This window comes from Amycolatopsis heterodermiae (assembly GCF_034929455.1).
Taxonomy (GTDB): Bacteria; Actinomycetota; Actinomycetes; order Mycobacteriales; family Pseudonocardiaceae; genus Amycolatopsis; species Amycolatopsis heterodermiae.
The window spans coordinates 26,055-48,269 of the sequence record NZ_JAYFSI010000006.1; the positions used below are offsets into that span (position 1 = coordinate 26,055).

A 22,215-nucleotide genomic window follows, 5' to 3' on the forward strand; every position below is an offset into this window, starting at 1 on the left:
GCGCGCTTCCCCCTACGATCGCGGCAAAGGACGCCCGAGCGGGGGAGCGGAATGGACATCGGCGCCGGCACCTGGCTGGTCACCCTGGCCGTGATCCTCGGCCTGCTCGCCCTCGACCTGGTGCTCGCCGCGGTCCGGCCGCACAGGGTCGGCTTCCGCGAGGCGGTCGCGTGGTCGGTGGGCTACATCCTCGTCGCGGTGGTCTTCGGGGTGTGGCTGACGCTGGCGCACGGCGGCGAGTTCGGCACCGAGTACTTCGCCGGCTACATCGTCGAGAAGAGCCTGTCGGTCGACAACCTGTTCGTGTTCGTCATCATCATGACCACGTTCGCCGTCCCGGAGGAGCACCAGCACAAGGTGCTCACCTTCGGGATCGTGCTGGCCCTGGTGATGCGCGGGATCTTCATCGCGGTCGGCGCGACGCTGCTTTCCCTGTTCTCGTTCATGTTCCTGCTGTTCGGCCTGCTGCTGATCTACACCGGCGTCCAGCTGTTCCGCCACCGCGACGAGGATCCCGACGTCGAGAACAACATCGTGGTCCGCACGGCCCGCCGGGTGCTGCCGCTGTCGGAGGACTACGACGGCGGCCGGCTGACGACGAAGGTGGCGGGACGGCGGCTGGTGACGCCGCTCGTGGTGGTGCTCGTCGCGATCGGCGGCGTCGACCTGCTGTTCGCCCTGGACTCGATCCCGGCCGTCTTCGGCGTCACCGACGAGCCGTACATCGTGTTCGCCGCCAACGCCTTCGCGCTGCTGGGCCTGCGCGCGCTGTACTTCCTCGTCAAGGGGCTGCTCGACCGGCTCGTCTACCTCTCCACCGGGCTCGCGGTGATCCTCGCGTTCATCGGCGTGAAGCTGATCCTGCACTGGGCCCACGTCGACATCGACGACGGCTTCCCGGAGATCCCCACCCCGCTCAGCCTCGGCGTGATCCTCGGCATCCTCGCCGTGGTCACGGTGGCCAGCCTGCTCAAGACCCGCCGGGACCCGGATGCGAAGGCGCACCCGGGATCCCTGCGGGGCTCGGATCCCGAGCCCTGATCCTCAGCCGATCACGTGCGTGGTCCAGTTCTTCTCGTCGGGCCCGAGCAGCGTGATCCGGTCGAGCAGGCCCTGGAGGCCGCCGATCGCGTCCAGGCCCGCGGCCGCCGGGAGGTCGACGGTGACGCACGCCTTCAGCCCGTTCTTCGTGGTGCACTTCGGGTTGCCCATCTTCGGCGGGTAACCGCCGGGCGGCGCGACCTCGATCACCACGTTCGCGCCGTTCACCGAGTAGTACAGCTGCAGCTTCCACGGCACGCGGTCCTGGTCGGGCCGCCGCCACAGCTGCCCGTCGGCGAGGCGGAACCCCGGCGGCAGGCTGCTGACGTGCAGGGGCAGCGGCACGGCCTTGGTCCCGATGGTGACTTCGCCCGCGACGCGCAGCAGCGCCTGCTGCACGTCCGGGAAGTCGAGGTAGTACCCGTGCAGCTCGGCCCAGCGGCCGTCCGCGGTCAGCCAGCGCAGGTAGGCGTCACCGCCGTTGATCGGGTCCTCGGCGTTGGCCGTGACCCAGTAGCCGGTCCGGTCGCCGATCCGCGCCGGGACGCTCACCGCGCGCCCGCCCAGCTGGTTCAGGCGGTCGAGCGGCGGTTCCTTGTCGTAGACGGTCAGCCAGATCATCGGCGCCAGGTCGCCCCGGCCGATGGCCAGCGAGTAGTCGCCGTGCTCGCCGACGCCGTACTCGACGCCGGTGAACGCGGCGGGCAGCCAGCCGAAGCTCGCCTTCGCCACCAGGGGGTCGTCGGCCGGCGCGGGCGCGACCGAGACCACCGGCGGCTGCGGCGGCTGGGCGGCGGGCGCGTCCGGGGTGGCGGGTGAGCGGGTGAGCGTCACGGCGGTCAGGCCGCCGGCGATCACGACCGCGGCGCACCCCGCGACCGTCGCGGCCGTGCGCAGCCGGCGGCGGCGGCCGCCGACCCGGCGGGCCCGGTCGAGGTCGAGCGCCATCGGCGGAGCGGGTTCTTCGGTCAGTTCCTTCAGGCGCACGGCCAGGTCGTCGACGGTCACGCGGATGCCTCCGGGGTGCTGAGGGACTCGGTGGGCAGCAGGCCACGCAGCGTTTCCACGGCCCGGGATGTCTGGCTCTTGACGGTGCCCGCGGAACAGCCGAGGGTCTTCGCGACCTCCTCGACCGGCAGGTCGCAGAAGTACCGGAGCACGACGGTCGCCCGCTGCCGCGGCGGCAGCAGGTCGATCGCGGCCCGCAGGTCGAGCGCCGACTCGAGGTCGGAGCGCGACGCGGGCGGCGGGTCGTGGTCGGCCGGGCGCAGGTCGACCAGCCGCCACCACGACGTCCGCTGCTCGGCCAGGAAGGTGTTCACCAGCGTCCGGCGCGCGTAGCCGTCCAGGTTGCCGGCCCGGGCGGCGCGGTGCCAGTTCGTGTAGAGCAAGGTGGCGGCGGTCTGGACCAGGTCGTCGGCCCGGTGCCAGTCCCCGCAGAGCAGGAAGGCGACCTTGCGCAGCCAGGGGGCCCGTTCCGTCACGTAGTCGGTGAACCCCGTGTCCACGGGCACCGCGCCCATCGGCGCCACCTCACTTCTTCTCGGCCTCGCTGCGGTCTGACACCCCTCTGATGCCGCGTGGCGCCGGGAAGGTTGCACGAGGGCGCGGAAGTGGCGCCGGTCACCGGAGGCCGAGTTTCCTCGGCTGCGCACGACGACCTTGTCGCCGGGCGAGGCGGGGACCACGCGCCCGTGACTCCGGGGCCGCGGAGAGCACGGCCGTGGCGTCCGGGGTGTGCTGAGGTGCTGCCGAGCCGCCAGGGTCAACCGGCGTTGATCGGTGGTCCCGCTCGCCGCCAGGAACTCCGTGAGACCGGCCGGCAGCTCGGCCCGCAGCGGTCGGTCTTTCGGGGCAAGGATGGCGGCGGCCGAGCGGTCGCGGGTGTGCGGCGGGCACCGTCCGCCGAGGTGCCGCCGAACACCGCGCGGTCGCCGCACAACTCGAGCCTCAGCGGGAGCCGGACCAGGTCGTGAGCAGCTCCGGGCGGCCGGCGCCGTGCGGACCCGGTCGTCCTCTCATGAGTCCATGGTCACCGGCCGGGCAACCGAATTCACGGAGTCAGCTGCACCGTGACCGTCACGCCCGTCTTCGGGTCCTCGCGGGCGATCGCGTGCCCGGTGCGGTCGCCGCCGTCCAGCTCGACGGTGATCGGGCCGCCTTCGCCGGTGAAGTTGCGCCACCAGTTCTTCTTGCCGGGGATGCGGACGCCGATCACGACCGTGTCGCCCGTGCGCCGGTAGCCCACCGGGATGCTGAACGTGCGGCCCGAGCGCCGTCCGGTGTAGGTCACGATCGTCAGGTGCCGCCGCACGGCCGCGCCCCAGCGGCGTGACGAGCGCAGGGCCACCACCCGGCGGTTGAACCCCTCGACCGCGCGGTCGACCAGCTGGCCGTTCGTCCTCATCGGACCTCCTTTTCCTTGTCCCCCAACGTAGCCGGACAATCGGACAGGGCTGTCCACTTGACGTAAAGTGAGAAGGATGAGCGTGGACCCTTCTCACCCGGCGCCGCTGCGGCGGGACGCCCGGCTCAACCGCGAGCGCATCGTCGAGGTGGCCCACGACCTGTTCGCCCGCCGGGGCCTCGACGTGCCGATGGCCGCCGTCGCCCGGCACGCCGGCGTCGGGATGGCCACGCTGTACCGCCGTTTCCCGACGAAGGAGGCGCTGGTCGGCGAGGTTTTCTCGCACCAGTTCGACACCTGCGTCGCCGTCGTGGACGACGCGCTGGACGATCCGGACCCGTGGCGCGGGTTCGTCACGGTCGTGGAGAAGGTGGGGGAGATGCAGGCGTGCGACCGCGGCTTCAGCGCCGCCGTCGCCGCCGCGTTCCCGGCCGCGACGGACGTCTCCGCGGAACGCGACCGGGCGGTGCGCCGCTTCGCCGAGCTGGTCGAGCGCGCCAAGGCGGCGGGGAAGCTGCGGGCCGACTTCGCGCTCAGCGACCTGGAGCTGGTGCTGATGGCCAACGACGGCGTCGCGAAGGACACCACGGAGGCGTCCCGGGTGGCGTCGCGGCGGCTGGTCGCCTACCTGCTGAACTCGTTCCGGGCCGAGCACGCCGGCACGCCGCTGCCGCCGCCCGCACCGCTGAGCGTGGTCAAGATCTGAGCGTCAGGGCAGGTGGGCGGCGATGCCCGCCAGCACCCGTTCCAGCCCGGCTTCGAACCACCGGTCGCGCCGGTCGGCCGCGTGCGGCGTCTCGGCTTCGACCATCACCCGGGTCAGCCGCGGGTACCGGCCGCTGCCCATGATCATCGGCCCGTACTCGCCCTCGCGGTCCATCCACTGCTCGTGGCTGAGTCCCGAGAGCCGCGCCGCTTCCTGGTCGGCCATCTCGCTCTGCACGTGCCCGAGGACGAACGACGAGAGCGTGCCGAGGTTGGCGAGCAGCTCGTCGGTGCCGAGGTCGAGGCCGTCGAAGGGGGACAACGTCAGTTCCGTCCACCACAGGCTGTTCGGTCCGTGGTTCGGCCGGCCCGAGGCCAGCGCGGGGAACCACGGGTGCCGCAGCGCGGTCTCCCGCATCAGGCGGGCGATCGTGCGCAGCGCGTCCCGCCAGTCCGCGGGCAGCACGGTGCCGCGCAGCTCGCCGACGACCTCGTCGCCCATCAGCTGCAGGATCTCGTCCTTCTTGGACACGTACCGGTAGAGCGACGTCGTGCCGGTGCCCAGCTCGGCGGCGATCCGCCGCATCGAGACGGCGTCGAGCCCCTCGGTGTCGGCGATCTTGATGCCGGCCACCGCGACGGCGTGGCGGGTGTGGGCCGGTTTCGGCCCGCGTGTCCCGTGTTCGGGACGCAGCCAGAGCGGCGGGCGGTCGTTCGCCGGCACAGGACCTCCTCGGATATTGCGAACACTGTACCCAGTTCGCTACGGTGGCGATACCGAGAACAGTGTTGCCGGGTTTCTGGGGGAGTCATGGACTACGACGTGGTGATCGCGGGTGCGGGCCCGGTCGGCCTGATGCTGGCCTGCGAACTCAGGCTGGGCGGGGCGCGGGTGCTGGTCGTCGAGCGCGAGGCCGGGACGCCGCGCTCGCGGTTCGGGTCGATGGGGGCCCGCGCGCTCAACTCGCCGTCGGTGCATGCGCTGCACCTGCGCGGCCTGCTGCCCGCCGTCGAGCGCGCGGCGGCGATGTGGCTGGGCGCCGGTGCTGGGCTGCCCGAGTTCGAACCGGGGGAAACGGGGGAGCGGCCGGACGTCTTCGTCGGGCACTTCGCCGGGATCGGCATCCGCGCCGACCGGCTGCGCCCGCCCGGCCCGGGGGAGGAGTTCCTCGGGGCCGGCGTGATCGCCCAGGCCGATCTGGAGGCGATCTTCGCGCGCCGGGCGGCCGAACTGGACGTCGAGGTGCGGCGCGGGGTTGCCGTGACCGCGTTCGAGTCCGATGAGGACGGTGTGAACGTCCACATCGGACAGGAAACGGTCCGTACCGGGTGGCTGGTGGGCGCCGACGGCGGGCGCAGCACCGTACGGCGGCTGGCCGGGTTCGACTTTCCCGGCGTGGACCCGGTCTTCACCGGCCGCCAGGCGGTCGTCGACCTCGACGACCCGGGCAAGCTCGTCGCGGACGGCTGGCAGGGCAGCGAAAACGGGGCCTACGTGGTCGGTGGCTGGGCCGACGGCGACGGACCGCCCCGGGTGCACACCGTCGAGTACACCCCGCCGCCCGACCGGGACGCGCCGGTGACGGCGGAGGAGATCCAGGACAGCCTGCGGCGGGTCAGCGGCACCGACGTGAGCGTCACGCGGGTGCACGTCGCCACCCGCTACGCCGACACGACCCGGCAGGCCACGACGTACCGGCGGGGCCGGGTGCTGCTGTGTGGGGACACGGCCCACGTGCACTCGCCGGCCGGCGGGCAGGGACTCAACCTGGGGCTCGGCGACGCGGTCAACCTGGGGTGGAAGCTCGCGCTCGTCACGCGGGGCGCCGCGCCGGACGCGCTGCTGGACACCTACACCGCCGAGCGGCACCCGATCGGCGCGTGGGTGCAGCGCTGGAGCCTGGCGCAGACGGCGCTGAGCGCGGGGCGGGGTCCGCGCGCCGACGCGCTGCGCGAAGTCATGGCCGACCTGCTCGACACCCCCGACGGCGCCACGTACGTCGTGTCGAAGGTCGGCGGCGCGTGGCAGCACTACGACCTGCCGGGCGACTTCCCGCTGATCGGCCACCGCGTGCCGGACCTGCCGCTGGACGACGGGACGACGCTGGCACCCCGCTTCCGCGCCGGCCGCGCGGTCCTGCTCGACACGGGCACGGGCGCCGCCGAGGTGGCGGCGGCGTGGGGCGACCGGATCGAGCTGGTGACGGCGAGCCCGCTGGCCTTCCCGGACCAAAAACTGGCGGCGCTGGTCCGCCCGGACGGCCACATGGCCTGGGCCGCCGTCGGCGGCGAGGTCCCCGGCCTCCACGAGGCCCTGACCACCTGGCTAGGCCCGCCCGCCTGACCCGGGTTTCCCGCCGGTGCAAGGAAATCCGTGAAGGCCACCTTGAGGGACTCAGAGTCCCTCAAGGTGGCCTTCACGGACATCGGCCGTGCGCAGGGTGGCCAGGGTCGTGGGGCGGGTGCGGCCGCGCAGGGTGACTTCCTCGGTGGCCTGCCAGCACGCGGCTTCGTCGGCCGTCGCCGACTCGACCGCCGTCCACGACGCCAGCAGGTGGCCGTCGGCGTTCTTCGCCAGCTCCGTCAGGCGGGCCGCCTCGTTGACCGGGTCGCCGATCACCGTGTACTCGAAGCGGCGCGGGTCGCCGACGTTGCCCGCCACCGCGTCGCCCGTCGCGACGCCGATGCCCGCCGGGCAGTCCGGGACCTCGGCGGCCAGCCGGGCGGCGATCGCGCGGCCGGCGGCCAGCGCGCACGTCGCGTGGTCGTCCAGGGGTGTCGGCGCGCCGAAGATCGCCAGGACGGCGTCGCCGACGAACTTGTTCACCAGCCCGTGGTGGCGGTCGACCTCGTCGACGACCACCGCGAAGAACCGGTTGAGCAGCCCGACCACCTCCTCCGGCGGGCGGCTCGCGGCCAGCGCCGTCGAGCCGACGACGTCGACGAACAGCACCGAGACCGTGCGGACGGTGCCGCCCAGCTCGGCGGACGTCCGCATCGCCTCGACCGCGACCTCCCGGCCGACGTGCCTGCCGAACAGGTCCCGCATTCGCTCGCGCTCCCGCAGCCCGGCGGCCATCCCGTTGAACCCGGCCTGCAGCAGGCCGAGCTCGGTGCCGTCGTAGACCGGGATCTCGCCGCCGAAGTCGCCGGCCCGCACCCGGGCCAGCGCGTCCTGGACCGACCGGATCGGGTTCACGACGGCGCGGGCGGTGAACACCGTGACCAGGAGGCCGAAGCACAGCACCACCAGCCCGAGGGCGATCACCGACACGGCGAGCTTCGTCGTCGACACGTCACCGCGCACCCAGGCCAGCACCGCGGTGACGACCAGGCCGGCGACCGGGACGCCGGTGCCCAGGCACCAGAACAGCAGCATCCGCAGGTTGACGCCGCCGCTGAGCGGCCGCGCCGGGGTGGTGCCCGCCAGCGCCCGCGCGGCGTACGGCCGCAGGGCGAACTCGCCGAAGAGGTAGGCGATCGCGCAGACGACGACGCTCGCGAACGCGACGACGAGGAACACGGTCAGCGCGACACCGGGCTGCAGGAGCACGGCCAGCCCGGCGAACACCACGGTCGCCACGCCCCACAGCACCGCCTGCATGAGCGTCAGGCGCAGCGGGACACGCAGGCTGGCGGCGCGCTCGGCGTCGCTGGGACGGCGTCCCTCGGCCGCCCAGCGGAGGGTCCGCAGGGCGCCCCGGGTTCCCCAGAGAGCGCCGATGACCACCGCGGACACGACGTAGGCCGGGACCGCGACCGCCGTGGCGTGCACGAGGTCGCCGGACAGGCCCGGCGCCGGCATGAGCAGAGCCGCGAGCCCGACGACGACCAGCGCCCCGATGACGTTGGTGGCGACCAGGGTGAGGGTGAGCAGCCGCTGAACGCGCCGCCGCAGCACGGAGACGTCCTGGTCGAGCGGCCCGAGCAACCCGGAGCCGAAGGGCCCGGCTGGTGATTCAGTGGATGAGTGCACCGGTTCCCGCCGATCGACACACGATTGAGTGAACGACTGTACACCGAAGCGCCGATGAGCCGGGGTGCGGCGCGCCGGGGTTCACGCCGACGGGTGGTTCACGTCAGGATGGTGGCCAGTGCTGCGCCCAGCAACCCGAGGTAGGCGGCGGTGTGCGCGCGGTCCGGAGGGCCGCCGGGACCGGGTGCGGCGTGCGCGGGTTCACGTCAGGATGGTGGTCGGTGCCGCGCCCAGCAACCCGAGATAGGCGGCGGCGTGCGCGCGGTCCGGAGCGCCGGGCTCACGCCAGAACGGTGACCAGTGCCGCGCCCAGCAAACCCAGGTACGCGACCGCGTGTGCGCGGTCCGGGATGGCCGGTGACCACCGCCGCAGCAGGGCGATCGTCGGCAGCGAGCCCGCGAGCAGCAGGCCTGCCGCGGCCGGGTCGATCGCTGCGGGCCCGGGCGCGGTCAGGTAGACGGCCGTCGCCACTGCGGCCACCGGGAGGCTCAGCGGGTTGGCCAGCGCCGTCGCGTCGCTCATCGGCAGGCCTCGCCGCCGGAGCAGCGGGACGGTCAGGACGCTGCCGCCGACCCCCAGGAACGCCGCCACCGCACCGATTCCGAGGCCGCCGGCGGTGACCGTGGCCCGGCTCAGCGGCCGCCGCTCGCTGCCGTGGACGAAGCCGCGTCGCAGGAGGCTGTCGAGGATCGTCGCTGCCAGGTACGCCGCGAACAGCGCGTGCAGCACGCCGTCCGGGACGCTCGTCGCGGCCAGCGCGCCCAGGCTCGCGCCGGCGGCGACGAACGCGGCCAGCGGCCACACGTACTCCCGGTGCAGCCGGCCCGCCCGCGCCACGGTGACCGTCGCGCCGAGCGAGTTGACGAGCATCACCGCGGCGGACGTCCCGACCGCGACGTGCATCGCGCCCGGGCCCGCCGCGGCCACGGCGTAGACCACCGGGACCGTCACGAAGCCGCCGCCGAAACCGAAGAGCGCCGTGGTGACGCCGCTGAGGACGCCCAGTCCGAAAAGGAGCACGTCCCGGAACGCTACGGCGGACGAGCCTGGCGGGCATTCGATGATCGGCCACCTTCTTCCGAGTTCCGGCCACCTAGGCTCGGGCTCGTGCGCAACATCCACATCGACACCGTCGACGGCCTCGAGCGGGACGTCGTCGCCATCGGCACCGACTACCCGCCCGGCCACGTGCTCGCCGAACACCGGCACCGGCGGGCCCAGGTGCTCTACGGCGTCACCGGCTCGATGCGGGTCGAGACGGCCGACGGGGCGTGGATCGTGCCGCCGCACCGGGCCGTGCTGATCCCCGCCGGCACCCCGCACGCGGTGCGGATGGACGGGGTCAGCACCCGCAGCCTCTACGTGGAACCCCGTGCGGTGCCGTGGTTTCCGGGCCGCTGCCGGGTCGTCGAGGTGACGCCGCTGCTGCGGGAACTGCTGCGAGAAGCCGTCGACGTCGAGCCGCGGTACACCCTGCGCGGGCGCGACGCGGCGCTGCTGCACCTCGCGCTGCACGAGCTGCGCCGGGCCGCTCCGCTGCCGCTCGACCTGCCGCTGCCCGCCGACCCGGAGTTGCGCCGGCTGTGCCAGGACTTCCTGGTGGCGCCCCGCATCGACGTCCGCCCGGCGGCCTGGGCGGCGCGGCTGCACGTCGCGGAGCGGACGCTGCACCGCCGGTTCCGCGCCGAGACCGGGCTCGGCCTCGCCCCGTGGCGGCGCCGGGCCTGCGTACTGCACGCGCTGCCGCTGCTGGCAGCGGGCGCGCCGGTGGCCGAAGTGGCCGCCGGCCTCGGCTACTCCGGGCCGGGCGCGTTCACCACGATGTTCTGCCGCCTGCTCGGCGCGCCGCCGAGCGAGTACCGCTGACTCCGAGGACGGGTGTGCACTGGAACCGGTATGTGTTACGGTTGGTAACAGTAAACCGTGGTAACACCTGACGAGGAGGTCGGCCATGACGAGCATCGGCGAGCGCGAACCGGAAGTGACGGACCGCGAGACCATCGCGCGGCGGCTGCTGGACTCGTCGGAGCAGCTCTCGTACGACCCCGTCACGGAGGTCGACTGGGAGACGCCGCTCGACAAGGGCTTCCACGGCGCCAGCCCCGAGTGGAGCACGCTCTACGGGACGTCCTACTGGGACGAGATGACCCCCGAGCAGCAGCGCGAGCTGACCCGTCACGAGGCGGCGTCGGTGGCCAGCACCGGGATCTGGTTCGAGATGATCCTGCAGCAGATGATCCTGCGGGACTTCTACGCCAAGGACCCGACCGACCCGGCGTTCCAGTGGGCGCTGACCGAGATCGCCGACGAGTGCCGTCACTCGATCATGTTCGCCCGCGGCGCGGCCAAGCTGGGCGCGCCCGCCTACCGGCCGACCCGGTTCGTCGTCGAGATGGGCCGCGTCTTCAAGGCGACCGCGACCGGTGAGGCCGCCTACGCGGCGATCCTCGTCGCCGAAGAGGTCCTCGACGTCATGCAGCGCGACTGGATGCGCGACGAGCGGGTCGTCCCGTTCGTCCGGACCATCAACAACATCCACGTGGTCGAGGAGTCGCGCCACATGAAGTTCGCCCGCGAGGAGACCCGCGAGCGGCTCGAGGGCGCCGGCTGGGTGCGGCGGCAGATCAACGCCCTGGTCGTCTCGATCGCGTCCTTCTTCATCGTCACGAGCATGGTGAACGCCAAGGTCTACGAGAACGCCGGGCTCGACGGCAAGCGCGCGCGGCGCGAGGCCAAGGCCAATCAGCACCACAAGTCGATGCTGCGCTCGAGCTGCTCCGGGCTGATGGAGTTCCTGCACTCCGCCGGGCTGCTGACCAAGCCGGCGCTGTGGTTCTACAAGCGCGCGAACCTGATCTGAGTCATGGCCTTCGCGATCACGCAGACCTGCTGCGCCGACGCCTCCTGCGTGTCGGTCTGCCCGGTCAACTGCATCCACCCGACACCGGACGAGCCGGACTTCGGCCGCACCGAGATGCTCTACGTCGACCCGGGCACCTGCATCGACTGCGGGGCCTGCGCCGACGCGTGCCCGGTCGACGCGATCTTCCCGGCCGGCGACCTGACCGGGTCGCTGCGGGTTTACGAGGAGATCAACGCCGAGTACTACGCCGGGCGCGACGTGCTGGCCGAGGCGACCACGGCGCCGAACTTCCACCGGTGGGCGCCCCCGGCGTTCACCCGGGTGCTCCCGAGCGACTTCGCGCCGCTGGACGTCGCCGTCGTCGGCACCGGCCCGGCGGGCATGTACGCCGTCGAGGACCTGCTGCTGCACACCAACGCCCGGGTCACCCTGGTCGACCGCCTGCCGGTGGCCGGCGGCCTGATCCGCTACGGCGTCGCGCCCGACCACCCGTCGACCAAGAAGATCGGCGAGACGTTCGCGCGCTTCCACGACCACCCGCGGCTGCGGCTGCGGCTCGGGACCGAGGTCGGCCGCGACGTCACCGCGGCCGAGCTGGCCCGGCGCCACGACGCGGTGGTCTACGCGGTCGGCGCCACGGCGGCCCGCCCCCTCGGCGTCCCGGGGGAGGACCTGCCCGGCAGCCTCGCCGCGACGACCGTCGTGGGCTGGTACAACGGCCACCCGGACATCAAGCCCGGCGCAGTCGACCTCTCGGCGGAGCGGGTGGCCGTCGTCGGCACCGGCAACGTCGCCCTCGACGTCGCCCGCATCCTCACCGCCGACCCCGAGACCCTGGCCGGCACCGAGATCGCGCCGGCCGCGCTGGCCCGGCTGCGGTCGAGCAAGGTGCGCGAGGTCGTGCTGCTGGCCCGCCGGGGCCCGGAGACCGCCGCGTACACCCGCTCGGAGCTGCTGGCCCTCGCCGGACGCGCCGGCGCCGACCTCGTGGTGGACACGCACGACCCGCGGGTCGCGGCGGCCGTCGACCAGGGGGAGGGCCAGGCGGCGTGGCTGCGCGGGCTGCCGCGGGAGGCCGTGGACTGGTCCGCGCCCCCGCCGGACGACCACCGCCGGATCGTGCTGCGGTTCCACTCGGCGCCGGTCGCGTTCACCGGCGACACCGAGGTCCGGGGCGTGCGCGTCACCGGCCCCGGCGGCGACGTCGAGATCCTCGCGGGCCGGGTCGTGCGGGCCGCCGGGTTCCGCGGTGCCCCGGTGCCAGGCCTGCCCTTCGACGAGCGGACCGGGCGCGTTCCGAACACCGCGGGCCGCGTCGACGGCCTCCCGGGCACGTACGTCACGGGCTGGATCAAGCGCGGCCCGTCCGGCGGGATCGGGGCGAACCGGACGTGCGCCCGCGAGACGGTCGGCGCCCTGATCGAGGACGCCGTCGCCGGACGCCTGCCCGCGCGCCGCCGGAAGCGGTTCGGCCGCCGCTGACCTCGTGCAGCCGCCCCGGTCTCCCTCGGAGACCGGGGCGGTTTCGTGCGTGCGGCATCCCCCGGATGAGTGATGCGGTACCGCACCGAATCCGGTGCGGTACCGAAGAAATAAGGATGTCCATATCGGACAACTCCGGAAAGCTGCTCATCTGAGCGGGACGCCCGTGTCGACTTTCCCGGGCCCCAGCCGAAATCCGCGACTTTCGTAGGGTTGCCCGCCCGCGGCGCCGGGCGTTCCGGGGCAGACCTTCGTGGCTGGAGGGGCAGCGGGCGTGCGCGACCCGTATCCCCCGGGGCGCTCGCGGCGGGTGATGACCGGCAATGTCCGGTTCTGCCCGAGCGTTCGCACCGCTGTGTCCATAAGGGAACCGAGGCGCGCGAACCCGCGAATCCCTCCATACGATGACCGTGCTGTCTCCGTCAGGCTTTCACGTCTTCCGGCGTCGAGAGTGCCGGGCGGGGCGATGCCGGGGCTCTCGGAAATCCTTTGTGGACGGACGGGGCCCCACCCCGTTCCGGCAGGGCAGAACACACGGATTCGAGGAGGCGAAATGGCGGCTCAGAACGGCGCCAAGGTAGACACCGGGATCATGCGCCAAGGCGCGAGCACCATCACCGACACCGGCCAGGGCATCACGGGCGTGAACCGCCAGGTGGACTCCACGATGCAGGAGCTGCTGGGCACCTGGCGCTCGGACGCGGCCGTGGTGTTCCAGGAGGCGATGGGCACGTTCGACCGCACCGTGCAGACGATCGTCGAGCGGCTGAACACGCTTTCCCAGCACGTCACGACCGGCGCGAACGACTACGACCGCCAGGACGAGGACAACACCTCGAACGTGCGCCAGCAGGCCGCGACCATCGGCGGCCTCCCCGGCTTCTGACCGGACTCCCACTCAGGAAAGGAAAACCCCATGGCTCTGGGCCAGTTCACCATCAGCTTCGCGCAGATGGAAGCCACGGTCGGGCGCGCGCAGCAGCAGTCGCAGCAGATCACCGAGCTGCTCGACCAGATGAACCGCACCATCACCGCGCAGCGCGAGCACTGGCTCGGCTCCGCGGCCGACGAGTTCCAGTCGACCTACGAGTGGTGCCGCCAGCAGGCGCAGACGCTGCCGCAGTCGCTCGACGCCGCCGGCCGCACGCTGGCGACCGTCAACGAGGGCACGTCCAGCACCGAGAGCGCCAACGCGACGCGGTTCGCGCAGCGCTGAGGAACCCCGCGCTCCGGCCGGGGCCCGGCAGTCAGCCGCCGAGCCCCGGCCGGTTCGTCCGAACGCGACAGACCGGAAAGGACTCCTCCCGCCATGGCTTTCGACCCCGTGGTCTTCGAAACCGCCTCGATCGCGAACCCGAACAACCAGCACAGCGACACCCCGCCGTCGACCGAAGGCGCCTTCAACAGCCCCGGCCACCAGGACCCGGGTGACCAGGGCAACGTCTACATCCCGGTCGGTGACGTCTCCACCGCGCCGCCGGTCCCGGGCGGCGCGGACCACCCCGGCAAGGGCGTCACCGCGGTGAACACCCAGGCGATGCACACGTTCGCGCAGAACCTGCGCACGCTGGCCGACGGCCCGCTGGCGAAGCTGCCCGGCCAGCTCGACACCGTCAACATCAAGCCGGGCGTGTTCGCCACGGCGCACGACAAGCTGCTCCAGCCGATCGTCGGCGAGGGCGGGCTGCGCGACTCGACCCGCACCACCGTGCAGGACCTCATCACGGCGATGCACGACGCCGCCGACGCGGTCGACAAGGCGGCCAACGCCTACGACTCCGCCGACGAGGCCAACAAGATGACCACCGACGCCTACAACCAGTACTTCGGGCAGCTGAGCTCGGAGATCACCGGCGCGGGGTCCAAACAGCACTGATCGCGGACGGGTTTTCGGCGGGCTGACGCGAGCGAGGGACGATGGGCGACGACAACAACACCCACGGGTTCACCCAGGACGACAACGGCGTCTGGCCGGATTCCGGCAACACGCCGACGAACTCCACCGGTGACCCCGGCAAGGACTTCGACGGCCTGACCTGGAAGCAGATCGAGGCCGCGATCCTCGGTGGCGGGTCGATGGCGCCGGGCCAGGACCAGGCCGACCAGGCCTACTCCAACGTGAACTGGCAGTCCCTGCAAGCCGCCGCCGGCGTGTTCCAGACGACGCAGATGAGCCTGTCGGTCGTCGCCGAAGCGATCCAGAAACAGGTCCAGGCCCTCGCCGGGGACGACGGCCCGTGGAAGGGCACCGCGGCGACGAACTTCAAGGGCATGATGAACGACATGGCCGCGAAGTTCAGCGGCCTGGTGCACCAGATCACCGACGGCAGCAGCGGCGGGCGCAACATCCCGAACCAGCTGGCGAACTCGGCCGCGTACCTGCAGTGGGCGCAGAACACGTTGCGCTACATCGATTCCTACTACGCCCAGCAGGTCATCGCGCGCGGCAAGGTGCTCAACGACGGGCGCGCGTACATCTCGCAGTTTCCCGACGCCGTCGAGATGATGACGAACGACATGCGCCAGGTCGGCAACCAGCTGTCCGGCAAGTACCACTCGTTCTCCGTCGCCAGCTACACCGCGCCGCCGCCGGCGGCCCCGCCGCCCGGCGCGGACGTGCCGCCGCCCCCGCCGCCGCCCGAGGCCCCGCCGCCCCCGGACATCCCGCCGCCCGCGGACGCGCCGCCCCCGCCCGCCATCCCGCCGCCGCCCGGCGGTTCCGGTGGCGGCGGCGGTGGTGGCGACGTGCCGCCTCCCGAACTCCCGCCCCCGCCCGGCGACACGGGTGGGGCCGGTGGCGGAGGCACGCCTCCGCCGTTGTCCAGCGCCGAAATCCCGCCGCCACCCGGTGGGGACTCCGGCCTGGGCGGGGGCGGCGGGGGCACACCCCCGCCGTTCCAGAGCCTCGCCGCCGTGCCGCCGCCTCCCGGTGGTGCGGACGGCCCCGGCGGCCCGGGTGGCCTCGGGGACGTCACCCCGCCTTCGCTCGACGGCCCGCCCGGGGACGTCGGCGCGGGCGGGGGCGCCCTGCCGCCGCTGACCTCGCCGAGCCTGACCCCGCCGCCGTCGGGTGCCGGGGGCAAGGACGACCCGAAGGCCGGTGGCCTCGGGGACATCAAGCCGCCCGCGCTGGACGGCCCGCCCGGGGACACCGGCGCCGGCGGCCTGGGCAGCATCAAGTCGCCGTCGTTCGACTCGGCGCCGGGTGACGTCGGCGCGGGTGGTGGCGCCGGTGGCGTCAACGGCCTCGGCGATATCAAGTCGCCCGCGCTGGGCAACCCGCCTGGTGCCGGTGGCCTCAACGGGCTGGGCGCGAACGCCCTCAACCCGGCCGACGTGCCGTCGTCGCTGCAGGACCCGAAGGCGGGTGGTGGTTTCACCTCGCCGATGGGCGGCATGCCGATGATGCCGCCGGGTGGCATGGGCGGCGGGATGAACCCCGCCGGCTCGGAGCGCCCGGACTCGGCCGGCCTGCTCGGCGGCGTCGACAAGCCGTGGACCAGCAGCCTCCCGGACGGCCTCGGCGACCCCAGCGCCCTGACCGACGCCCCGGCGTTGAAGTCGGCCTCGTGGTCGGCGCCCCCGGGTGACGTCGGCGGCGCGGGTGGCGTCGGCGATGTTGGCGGCGCGGGCTCGGTCGATCCGGGTGGGATCAAGGGCCTGGACCCGAGTCAGCTGCAGGGGCCGGGTGACCTGTCGTCGTCCTCGAACGGTGGCCAGCAGGCAACCCCGGGTGCGGGGATGCCGATGATGCCGCCGGGTGGCATGGGCGGTGGGATGAACCCCACCAGCGCGGAGCGTCCGGATTCGGCGGGGCTCCTCGGCGGGGTGGACGCGCCGTGGGATTCGGCGTTGCCGGATGGTCTGGGCGACCCGAGTTCGTTCGGCGAGACCCCCGCGCTGGAGTCGGCCTCCTGGTCGGCCCCGCCCGGTGACGTCGGCGGCGGCTCCGTCGACCCGGGTGGGATCAAGGGCTTGGACCCGAGCCAGCTGCAGGCGCCGGGTGGTCTTTCGTCGAATGGTGGTCAGCAGGCAACCCCGGGTGCGGGGATGCCGATGATGCCGCCGGGTGGCATGGGCGGCGGGATGAACCCCACCGCCGCGGAACGTCCGGACTCGGCGGGTCTGCTGGGCGGCGTGGACACACCGTGGACGGCGGACGTCCCGGATGGTCTGGGCGACCCGAGTTCGTTCGGCGAGACCCCCGCGCTGCAGTCGGCATCCTGGTCATCCCCGGGTGACCTCGGCGGCGCCGGTGACCTCGGAGGGATCGGCGGCGCGGACGCGGTCGACCCGGGTGGCATCAAGGGCCTGGATGCGAACCAGCTGCAGGCACCGTCTTCGAACGGCGGCCAGCAGGCGATCCCGGGCGCGGGCATGCCGATGATGCCGCCGGGCGGCATGGGCAGCGGCATGAACTCGCCGAGTGCGGAGCGCCCGGATTCGGCCGGTCTGCTCGGAGGCATCGACGCACCCTGGACGCCGGACGCGCCCAGCGGCGTCGGCGACCCCACCTCGGCCGGCGAGACTCCGGCTTTGAGTGCGGCCTCGTGGTCGGTACCGGCAGGCGAGCCCCCGGCGCTCGACGCGGCTTCGTGGTCGTCGCCGGTCACCTCGGCCAGCGGCGTTGGCGAGACCCCGGACCTTGGGGCGGCCTCGTGGTCTTCCCCGGCTGGCGAGACTCCGGCCTCCTGGTCGGCGCCAGCGCTCGGCTCGCCGGTGACCCCGGGTAATGGCGTCGGCGAGGCCCCGGACCTGGGAGCGGCATCGTGGTCTGCCCCCACCGGCGGAACTCCGTCCTCGTGGCCGGCACCCGGTTCGCCGGTGACCCCGCTCGGCGGTGTCGGCGAGCCCCCGTCCGCCGGAACACCGGTCACCCCAGCGATCGGCATCGGCGAGACACCGGCCTTGGGTGCGGCTTCGTGGTCGTCACCGGCTGCCGGTACACCCGGGACCCCGTCCGCCGGAACGCCCCTGACCCCGCCCGGTGGCGTGGGCGGCGGCGTCCCGACCACCAACGACCGTCCCGACTCCGCCGGTCTCCTCGGCGGCGTCGACACCCTGTGGACCCCGAACGCCACCGCGGCCGGCGATCCGGTCACCGCCGGTGCCATGCCGATGATGCCGCCGCCGATGACCCCGCCCGACAACGGCGCCGCCGCCGAGCGTCCGGACTCCGCCGGTCTCCTCGGCGGCCAAGCCGAAGCGTGGGCCGCCACCGACGGCACCCCGGGCGAACCCGACCCGGGCACCGGCACCCCGCGCGGCTGGGCGACCGCCGTCCCGGTCAGCGGCTGGGGATCCGCCCTCGTCGAGAAGGACGACGACGTGCGCGTCGAGGTCGTGCGGCCCGTCGACACGCACGAGGACACCTCCGCCTGGGACGTCGGCACCGCCGAGTTCCTGCCGGGCCTCCTGCCGTTCGCGCCGCCCGCCGAAGAGGAGCCGGACGTCGGCACGGATCTCGTCGAGCGCAGTGACGAGCCGTGGCGACCGGCCGAAGACGAGCCGCGCGGGACCTACCAGCGGATCAGGGTCGGCGACGGCGAGTTCATCCCGGACGAGCTGCCGACCTGCGGTGACGGCCCGGCGATGGAGACCGAAACCGAGGCCCCCGAACCGGAACCGGAAGAAGAGTCCGAAGAGGAGGAACGCACCATGGCTGACCTCCTGAGCCAGGACGACTCCGCCTGGGGCCGGTCCGCGAGCCGGCCGTCGGGGGTGCTGGAGTGAGCACGGAAACCGTCAAGCGCGGGCCGCGCGCGTCCGGCCCCGAAATGCCCGAAGGCCAGGAAGAGCTGCAGGAGCCGCCCGTGCTCGCCGAACCGGCGGCGCGGGACTTCAACTCGCTGCTCATGATGCTGCCGATGGGCATCGGGTCGATGGTGATGGTGCTGTCGTTCTCCGGCGTCGGCGGCAGTTCGCCGATGACGTACGTGCTCGGCGGCGGCATGGGACTGTCCATGATGGCCATGAGCGTCGGCCAGCTGACCCGCGCGGTGGGGGAGCGCAAGCGCAAGATGCGCGCCGAGCGCCGCGACTACCTGCGCTACATCGCGCAGGTCCGCACCCGGGCCCGCGCGACCGCCGAGCAGCAGCGCCGCGCCGTCGCGTGGAACAACCCGTCGCCGGACTCGCTGTGGTCGCTGTCGCTGGGCCGTCGCCTGTGGGAACGCCGCGTCAGCCACGACGACTTCGGCCGCGTCCGCATCGGCCTGGGCTCGCAGCAGTCGGCCCTCGAGCTGGTCCCGCCGGTCACCAAGCCGATCGAGGACCTCGAGCCGCTGTCGGCGATCTCCCTGCGCCGCTTCACCGAGACCTACCGGTCGCTGTCGGGCATCCCGACGGCGGTCGGCCTGCGCAGCTTCACCAGCGTCGAGTTCGACGGCGACCCCGAGGCCGCCGTGAGCCTGGTGCGGGCGATGCTCGCGCAGCTGGTCGTGTTCCACTCGCCGGACGAACTGCGCGTCGCCGTGCTCACCACCGAAGCCGCGCAGTCGCAGTGGGACTGGGTGAAGTGGCTGCCGCACAATCAGCACGCCACCCTGCGCGACCCGGCGGGCCCGCTGCGGCTGCTGGCCGCCGACCACGACGAGCTGATGGACGTCCTCGGCCCGGACGTCGCCGACCGCGACGACCACGACAAGGCCGTCGGCCCGACGACGACCGAGCCGTTCGTCGTGATCGTCGCGCACCTGGCCACCATCCCCGAGTCGTCACGGCTGCTGGGCGCGGGCCTGCGCAACGTCGTCCTGCTGGACGTCACCGGCGCGCTTCCCGGCGGCCCCAAGGTGTTGCGACTGACCACAAAGGACGACCGGGTCGAGTTCCCGGCCGGCACCGGCGTCGGCTCGGCGGTCCGCGACGAGCTGTCGGTGACGCAGATCGAGGGCCTCGCGCGGCTGCTCGCGCCGAAGCGCACGAGCGGCACGCTGGAGATCACCGAGCAGCCGCTGGAGAGCGACTTCGGGCTGACGGCGCTGCTGGGCATCCGGGACGTCCACACCTTCGACATCACCGGCCAGTGGCGCCCACGCGCCGTGCAGCGGGCGCGGATGTCGGTGCCGATCGGCGTCACCGAAGACGGCGAGATCGTCGAGCTGGACCTCAAGGAGTCCGCGCAGGGCGGCATGGGCCCGCACGGCATGCTCATCGGCGCCACCGGCTCGGGCAAGTCCGAGCTGCTGCGCACGCTGGTCCTCGGCCTCGCGGCGACGCACTCGTCGGAGATCCTCAACTTCGTCCTCGTCGACTTCAAGGGCGGCGCGACGTTCCTCGGCATGGACCGGCTGCCGCACACCTCGGCGATGATCACCAACCTCGCCGACGAGCTGCCACTGGTCGACCGCATGCAGGACTCGCTCAACGGCGAGATGGTGCGCCGCCAGGAGCAGCTGCGCGCGAGCGGCCACCCGTCGCTGTTCGAGTACGAGAAGGCCCGCGCGGCCGGCGAGCAGCTGCCGCCGATGCCGACGCTCTTCCTGGTCGTCGACGAGTTCTCCGAGCTGCTGAGCGCCAAGCCGGAGTTCATGGAGCTGTTCGTCTCGGTCGGCCGGCTGGGCCGCAGCCTCGGCGTCCACCTGCTGCTCGCCTCACAGCGGCTGGACGAGGGCCGCATCCACCGCGTCGAAGGCCACCTGTCGTACCGGATCGCGCTGCGGACGTTCTCCTCGATGGAGTCCCGCAGCGTCATCGGCGTCGGCAGCGCGTACGAGCTGCCGTCCGAACCCGGCAACGGCTACCTCAAGATCGACACCACGAACCTGGTGCGCTTCAAGGCCGCCTACGTCTCCGGGCCGGTCCCCGCGGGCAGCGGCGACGGCGTCAGCGACGTCGCCCGCGCCGGCGCCGAGGTCGTCCCGTTCTTCACCCAGGTCCGCCCGACCCGGTTCATCGTCCGCGACGACGAACCGGACACCACGACCGAGAAGACCGCCCAGGAGGTCCTCGAAACCGCGCCGAGCGGGCCGACCCTGGCCGACGCGTTCGTCGAGCGGCTCACCGGCGCGGGCCCGGCGGCGCGCCAGGTGTGGCTGCCGCCGCTGGCCGAGTCGCCCAGCCTCGACGCGCTCCTGCCGGGCGTGCTGCCGGACGCCGTGCGCGGCATGACCGTGCAGGACCCGGCCCAGCTGGGCCGCCTGCGCGTGCCGCTGGGCATGATCGACCGGCCGTTCGAGCAGGTCCGCGAGCTGCTGACGGCAGACCTGTCCGGCGCGGCCGGGCACGTCGCCGTCGTCGGCGGCCCCCAGACCGGCAAGTCGACCCTGCTGCGCACCCTCGTGCTGGCCCTGGCCATGACGCACACGCCGGAGGAGGTCCAGTTCTACGGGCTGGACTTCGGCGGCGGCGGGATCATGTCGATCAGCGGCCTGCCGCACGTCGGCTCGGTCGCCACCCGCCTCGAGCGCGACCGCGTCGTGCGGACGATCGAAGAGATCTCGCAGGTCATGGAGCACCGCGAGAACGTCTTCTCCGAGCGTGGCGTCGAATCGATGGACGTCTACCGGCAGCTGCGCCGCCGCGGCCAGGTCGAGGACCCGTTCGGCGACGTCTTCCTGGTCGTCGACGGCTGGTTCTCGCTGAAGAACGACTACTCCGAGCTGGAGCAGAAGATCGGCGAGCTCGCCTCGCGCGGGCTGTCGTTCGGGATCCACGTCGTGATCGCGTCGACGCGCTGGTCGGAGATCCGGCCGTACCTGCGCGATCTGCTGCAGACCCGGTTCGAGCTGCGCCTGGGCGATCCGATGGAGTCCGAGATCGGCTCGCGCAAGGCCAAGACCGTGCCGAGCCAGCCGGGCCGCGGCCTCACCCCGGACGGCCTGCACTTCCTGGCCGGCCTGCCCCGGATGGACGGCAGCGCGGCCACCGACGACCTCGCCGCGGCGACCAAGGCCGTCGCCGAAGAGGTGCACACGTTCTGGCCGGGCCGCCGCGCCCCGGCCGTGCGGCTGCTGCCCTCGACGCTCCCGCTGTCCGAGCTGCCCCGCCCCGACGGCGACCTGCGGCTGGCGCTGGGCCAGGACGAGCAGCGGCTGCTGCCCGTGTGGCACGACTTCCGCGCCACCCCGCACCTGCTGGTGTTCGGCGACAACGAGACCGGCAAGACCAACATGCTCCGGCTGGTGCTGCGCTCGGTGCTGGCGCGGTACGGGCCGGGCGAGGCCAAGATCGTCCTTGCCGACCCGAGTCGCCAGCTCGACGCCGAGGTCCCCGAGGCCTACCGCGTCGGCTACGCGACGACGACCGAGGCGCTGCAGGAACTGGCGACCCAGACCGGCGTTTCGCTGTCGCCGCGGGTGCCGGACCAGAGCGTCACCGCCGACCGGCTCAAGCGCCGCGACTGGTGGACCGGCCCCCGGCTGTTCCTCGTCGTCGACGACTACCAGCTGCTCACCGGCGGCATGGGCTCGCCGCTGGAACCGCTGCTGTCGCTGCTCGCGCAGGGCGCCTACATCGGCATGCACCTGATCGTCGCGCGCAGCACGTCCGGCGCGATGCGGGCGCTGAGCGACCCGGTGATCCGACGGCTGTGGGAGCTGGGCAGCCCCGGCGTCGTCTTCTCCTACCCCAAGGAGGAAGGCAAGTTCCTCGGCGAGGCCGCGCCGCGCAAGCTGCCGGCCGGGCGCGCCCAGGTCGTCACCCGCCGCGGCGTGAAGCTCGTCCAGACCGGGTTCGTGCCCGGTCCCGACCAGCAGCTCGTCGGCAGCACATTCGGCACTCTCGAAGGGAGCGGACGTTGA

The 22,215-nt window shown here is 73.1% G+C and carries 17 protein-coding genes; 11 read left to right on the forward strand and 6 right to left on the reverse strand.

Features of this window, described 5'->3' with window-relative positions; translation table 11 throughout:
- Positions 1–51: 51 nt before the first annotated feature.
- Positions 52–1,041 (forward strand): TerC/Alx family metal homeostasis membrane protein, encoded by a 990-nt coding sequence (locus VA596_RS25115; RefSeq protein ID WP_323330601.1) that lies wholly within the window; start codon positions 52–54, stop codon positions 1,039–1,041.
- Between the two features lie 3 nt (positions 1,042–1,044).
- Here the strand turns inward: VA596_RS25115 and VA596_RS25120 are convergent, their stop codons facing one another.
- The 3 genes from VA596_RS25120 to VA596_RS25130 form a co-directional block, all read right to left on the reverse strand.
- Positions 1,045–2,049, reverse strand: coding sequence for a hypothetical protein (locus tag VA596_RS25120; protein ID WP_323330602.1), 1,005 nt, complete (start codon positions 2,047–2,049; stop codon positions 1,045–1,047).
- Complete coding sequence (locus tag VA596_RS25125) at positions 2,046–2,549, reverse strand: SigE family RNA polymerase sigma factor (RefSeq protein WP_410171931.1); 504 nt, start codon at positions 2,547–2,549, stop codon at positions 2,046–2,048. The genes VA596_RS25120 and VA596_RS25125 overlap by 4 nt, the downstream gene beginning before the upstream one ends.
- 545 nt (positions 2,550–3,094) lie before the next feature.
- Positions 3,095–3,448: a hypothetical protein gene (locus VA596_RS25130; protein ID WP_323330604.1), complete on the reverse strand. Its 354-nt coding sequence runs from the start codon at positions 3,446–3,448 to the stop codon at positions 3,095–3,097.
- A gap of 76 nt (positions 3,449–3,524) precedes the next feature.
- Between VA596_RS25130 and VA596_RS25135 the strand changes: the two genes are divergently transcribed.
- A complete protein-coding gene (locus VA596_RS25135; protein WP_323330605.1) occupies positions 3,525–4,154 on the forward strand; it encodes a TetR/AcrR family transcriptional regulator in 630 nt (209 codons plus the stop codon).
- Between the two features lie 3 nt (positions 4,155–4,157).
- Here VA596_RS25135 and VA596_RS25140 read toward each other — a convergent pair whose 3' ends face one another.
- Positions 4,158–4,877: a TetR/AcrR family transcriptional regulator gene (locus VA596_RS25140; RefSeq protein ID WP_323330606.1), complete on the reverse strand. Its 720-nt coding sequence runs from the start codon at positions 4,875–4,877 to the stop codon at positions 4,158–4,160.
- Positions 4,878–4,964: 87 nt separating this feature from the next.
- On the opposite strand from VA596_RS25140, the gene VA596_RS25145 reads away from it, so the two are divergent.
- Positions 4,965–6,497, forward strand: coding sequence for an FAD-dependent monooxygenase (locus VA596_RS25145; protein WP_323330607.1), 1,533 nt, complete (start codon positions 4,965–4,967; stop codon positions 6,495–6,497).
- A 51-nt stretch (positions 6,498–6,548) separates the two neighbouring features.
- Here the strand turns inward: VA596_RS25145 and VA596_RS25150 are convergent, their stop codons facing one another.
- Entirely contained in the window at positions 6,549–8,129 is a 1,581-nt protein-coding gene (locus VA596_RS25150; RefSeq protein WP_323330608.1) for an adenylate/guanylate cyclase domain-containing protein, read from the reverse strand.
- 280 nt (positions 8,130–8,409) lie between these two features.
- Positions 8,410–9,150: a sulfite exporter TauE/SafE family protein gene (locus VA596_RS25155; protein ID WP_323330609.1), complete on the reverse strand. Its 741-nt coding sequence runs from the start codon at positions 9,148–9,150 to the stop codon at positions 8,410–8,412.
- A gap of 87 nt (positions 9,151–9,237) precedes the next feature.
- Here VA596_RS25155 and VA596_RS25160 point away from each other — a divergent pair, with 87 nt between their 5' ends.
- The 8 genes from VA596_RS25160 to eccCa all read left to right on the forward strand — a co-directional run bounded on the left by VA596_RS25160 (position 9,238) and on the right by eccCa (position 22,215).
- Positions 9,238–9,996, forward strand: a complete 759-nt coding sequence (locus VA596_RS25160) for an AraC family transcriptional regulator (protein ID WP_323330610.1) — start codon at positions 9,238–9,240, stop codon at positions 9,994–9,996.
- A gap of 85 nt (positions 9,997–10,081) precedes the next feature.
- Positions 10,082–10,990, forward strand: a complete 909-nt coding sequence (locus VA596_RS25165) for an AurF N-oxygenase family protein (RefSeq protein ID WP_323330611.1) — start codon at positions 10,082–10,084, stop codon at positions 10,988–10,990.
- Positions 10,991–10,993: 3 nt separating this feature from the next.
- A complete protein-coding gene (locus VA596_RS25170) occupies positions 10,994–12,475 on the forward strand; it encodes an FAD-dependent oxidoreductase (RefSeq protein ID WP_323330612.1) in 1,482 nt (493 codons plus the stop codon).
- A 553-nt stretch (positions 12,476–13,028) separates the two neighbouring features.
- Positions 13,029–13,361, forward strand: a complete 333-nt coding sequence (locus VA596_RS25175) for a WXG100 family type VII secretion target (protein WP_323330613.1) — start codon at positions 13,029–13,031, stop codon at positions 13,359–13,361.
- A 30-nt stretch (positions 13,362–13,391) separates the two neighbouring features.
- Positions 13,392–13,691, forward strand: a complete 300-nt coding sequence (locus tag VA596_RS25180) for a WXG100 family type VII secretion target (protein ID WP_323330614.1) — start codon at positions 13,392–13,394, stop codon at positions 13,689–13,691.
- A gap of 93 nt (positions 13,692–13,784) precedes the next feature.
- Positions 13,785–14,351 carry a hypothetical protein gene (locus tag VA596_RS25185; protein WP_323330615.1) on the forward strand — a complete coding sequence of 189 codons (567 nt, stop codon included), beginning with the start codon at positions 13,785–13,787 and terminating at the stop codon, positions 14,349–14,351.
- A 41-nt stretch (positions 14,352–14,392) separates the two neighbouring features.
- Positions 14,393–18,208 carry a hypothetical protein gene (locus tag VA596_RS25190; RefSeq protein WP_323330616.1) on the forward strand — a complete coding sequence of 1,272 codons (3,816 nt, stop codon included), beginning with the start codon at positions 14,393–14,395 and terminating at the stop codon, positions 18,206–18,208.
- Positions 18,205–22,215, forward strand: a complete 4,011-nt coding sequence (gene eccCa / locus VA596_RS25195) for a type VII secretion protein EccCa (protein ID WP_323330617.1) — start codon at positions 18,205–18,207, stop codon at positions 22,213–22,215. The genes VA596_RS25190 and eccCa overlap by 4 nt, the downstream gene beginning before the upstream one ends.